The organism is Microcystis sp. LE19-10.1B, from assembly GCF_027530565.1.
Classification (GTDB): Bacteria; Cyanobacteriota; Cyanobacteriia; order Cyanobacteriales; family Microcystaceae; genus Microcystis; species Microcystis aeruginosa.
On record NZ_JAPZQM010000410.1, the window covers coordinates 1 to 2,646 of the forward strand.

Annotated in this window: 6 protein-coding genes and 1 pseudogene; all 7 read right to left on the minus strand. The window is 37.0% G+C overall.

Annotation, left to right across the window (positions count from 1 at the left end; translation table 11 throughout):
* Nucleotides 1–175: 175 nt before the first annotated feature.
* Nucleotides 176–412: a DUF4926 domain-containing protein gene (locus tag O9332_RS14890; protein ID WP_002731660.1), complete on the minus strand. Its 237-nt coding sequence runs from the start codon at nt 410–412 to the stop codon at nt 176–178.
* A 12-nt stretch (nt 413–424) separates the two neighbouring features.
* Nucleotides 425–745: a DUF6883 domain-containing protein gene (locus tag O9332_RS14895; RefSeq protein WP_002764286.1), complete on the minus strand. Its 321-nt coding sequence runs from the start codon at nt 743–745 to the stop codon at nt 425–427.
* Between the two features lie 49 nt (nt 746–794).
* Nucleotides 795–989, minus strand: a complete 195-nt coding sequence (locus tag O9332_RS14900) for a RelB antitoxin-like protein (protein ID WP_288026199.1) — start codon at nt 987–989, stop codon at nt 795–797.
* A gap of 53 nt (nt 990–1,042) precedes the next feature.
* Nucleotides 1,043–1,294 (minus strand): annotated as a pseudogene (locus tag O9332_RS28095) (hypothetical protein).
* 36 nt (nt 1,295–1,330) lie between these two features.
* Entirely contained in the window at nt 1,331–1,552 is a 222-nt protein-coding gene (locus tag O9332_RS14910; RefSeq protein ID WP_288026202.1) for a DUF2283 domain-containing protein, read from the minus strand.
* Between the two features lie 93 nt (nt 1,553–1,645).
* Nucleotides 1,646–1,858: a hypothetical protein gene (locus O9332_RS14915; protein WP_002789670.1), complete on the minus strand. Its 213-nt coding sequence runs from the start codon at nt 1,856–1,858 to the stop codon at nt 1,646–1,648.
* Nucleotides 1,855–2,331, minus strand: coding sequence for a type II toxin-antitoxin system VapC family toxin (locus tag O9332_RS14920; RefSeq protein WP_002763393.1), 477 nt, complete (start codon nt 2,329–2,331; stop codon nt 1,855–1,857). The genes O9332_RS14915 and O9332_RS14920 overlap by 4 nt, the downstream gene beginning before the upstream one ends.
* Nucleotides 2,332–2,646 lie beyond the last annotated feature (315 nt).

Consider the following 2,646-nt stretch of genomic DNA (forward strand, 5'->3'; position numbering starts at 1 on the left):
AACCCTTATAGAGAAAGGCATTTAGCGATTTTTGTCAATTGTTTTTATCTAGAGCGAACTAATCAATTAAGTCTCTTGCCAGATAAGGATTTAGTCGATTTATGCCCCCCTATCGAACCATAACAAGTAACGAAGAGCCCAGTTTTCTAGGAAATCACAGCGAAGAATAACAGAATTATATAATTTGAAATTCATCCTGTTTAAGATTTTGAATTGATTCAATCTTGGAAACTTCTACAGCGATAACTGTATAGGCTTTTCCCTGATTATTTAACACTTCTAAAACATAGCCATCCTCTTGGCCTTCGGGTCGAGGACAATAATCCACGATAATCGCGTGAGTGCCACGAGACAAATTAGATTCTGGCAAATCTTCGGTTAATTGAACTTCGGAAAACATATCAAATTTCATAGTCTAACTCTTTTAATCTGGTAATAAAGTCACAAATCTTGTTTCTTTCGTAAGTGAGTCGATAATCCAATAGGTAGAGACTCGTAAGTTTATCCCGTTGACCCCTTGTAAAAGTCCTTTAATTTCATAAATATCACCGAACTTTGTTGGTTTATTTAAGGTGGCTTCGTTGAGAAGAATACGTCTTAAATCTTGTTCCAATACCTGCCAGTTGTCTAAATTATATCCTGCTTGTGCCAGAAAGCCTGATTTATCATCTTTGGGTTGTAAAACTAGCAAATACTGGGTTAATTTAGCTGGTGGGATTGTCGCATTGGGATTTAAATAAGGCATTTATATTGTAATTTAGCCAACTTCTTTATAGACTTCTATAAAATAGATTTTACAGTATATACGGGCAGTATTGCCAGTCTTTTTCTTGGTCTAGGATTTGATCATTTTCAACTTCTTCGATGAGTTTTCCCAGTCCGTAATCCTCAAGGATTTCTTCGATTTTTTCAAATTCAGCAATGGGAATCTGAACGGCAATCGGCTTTTGATCCTTGTCTAATACATAGCTTTTGCTAATTTCTAGCATTTGTAGTTCCTCTAAAAGTTCTCTAGATTATTATTGATAAATCAAGTAAAACCTCACTCATGATTGTCGAGTTTGCTCTCTAGGGATTCTAGATCTGATAACTGCGGTGGATGATTAGCATTCCATGGGAGAGCTTGATCTAATTTTTCTCGAAAAGGCGATCAATTTATCCAGTCTTCGTTGCCGGGAGAGCGATCGAGTAAATTTTGATAAAACTCATTCCACAGTTGACCCCATTCTTTTAGATCGATAAAAACTGCTGTTTTTTCTCCTGTTTCATCGACAATATACTGAATACCTTTCATGATTTAAATTGTTGTGAGATGGATATTAATTAATAACTATATTTTAATCGATGCACGAGAAGATATGGATTTTGCAAGTTCTTGTCTAGCATCTTCCGATAGAGAACAACCAAAATCTAGAATCTCGATTAAAACTAACTGATCGTCCTCGGAATAATGTAATATTGTTTTCCCTTCCTCCTCTGCGTAAGCAATTGGATTATTGTTTAACTCAATTAATAAAGCATCCACATCTGGGCTATAGTGTATCTTGTTCACCAAATTCCTCTAATTGTTATCGCTTTAACTCTTGTGTCGGCAATGAATTGGCAATTAATCAGAATTAATCTAAATTGTTTCGCTCAAGCCAACCTAAGAGGCTGTTGTGTTGGCGTTGAAAGCTTTGCCGTGTTCTTCTCGAATTTTATGAATTTCTTCAGCATACTTGAGAGTAAACCCGTAGGATTCCGCAGCCTTTTCCGCAGCAATGCGAGACTTAACTAAATAGTCATGGATAGACGTGCATTCCTCCGATAATCTTGTTTGAGTTTTATCTTTTTCTTGCAAAATCTCTGAGTGGATCATAAGTTATTCTCCTCTTTGAATAGTTCAAGTGGTGTGACAATTTCAGGTGTTGACAAACCAAGGCGGGCATTGATAACGCGAATATGCTTCCGTTTGTTAGCATTCGCTAGGTGGTTGCAATTCCAAGTAACGAGATATTGAATGTCGAAATAGCTGGCATAGGCAAGATGTAGAGCGTCGCCCACAAGAGACCTTGGCATGACATAGTTGGCAAGATAAAACTCGACAACTTGTTCAAGAGCAGAAGTCGGCGGTAGTAAAGGAATCCTCGAAACCAAATGAATAATTTCAGCTTTACGCGGATAGTTTCCGTTGGTTAGTTCTTGAAGCACGGCATCCGAAATATATAAATCATAATAACTGGACATCTCCGACCACCACTTCCTTGTGATTTCGGTAAAAGTTTTTAGAGCTTCACGCTCATCAAAGTAATAACTCGGAACCGTGGAATCCAAGTACACTTTTTCTTTCATGATCATAACTGATCGACAAGACTAAATTAAAGCCTGAAGCAGCGGTATGGTAGCCCCCTCTATTCTACTATCCTATCTCTGTAACGAAGTTGTTGCACTGTCATGCTTGACCTCGATCATTTCTCAGAGCGATCGCACTTGATCCCATTGAAACTTCTCCATTTTATCCCAAACATTAGAACTCTTGCAAATTAATTATATGTTATAATCATGGGTTAACTAATTTTCCCCAAAAAATTAGTTAACCAGTACATTTGTCCTGAATGAAAACTTGAAGTTTAACTTTTAACTCAAAACTCTTTAGATATGCTTTAA

Excerpts from the sequence above, each read along its gene's own strand:
- O9332_RS14895 (WP_002764286.1), bottom strand. The coding sequence starts at position 745 with ATGCCTTATTTAAATCCCAATGCGACAATCCCACCAGCTAAATTAACC.
- O9332_RS14920 (WP_002763393.1), bottom strand. The coding sequence starts at position 2,331 with ATGAAAGAAAAAGTGTACTTGGATTCCACGGTTCCGAGTTATTACTTT.
- O9332_RS14890 (WP_002731660.1), bottom strand. The coding sequence starts at position 412 with ATGAAATTTGATATGTTTTCCGAAGTTCAATTAACCGAAGATTTGCCA.
- O9332_RS14900 (WP_288026199.1), bottom strand. The coding sequence starts at position 989 with ATGCTAGAAATTAGCAAAAGCTATGTATTAGACAAGGATCAAAAGCCG.
- O9332_RS14915 (WP_002789670.1), bottom strand. The coding sequence starts at position 1,858 with ATGATCCACTCAGAGATTTTGCAAGAAAAAGATAAAACTCAAACAAGA.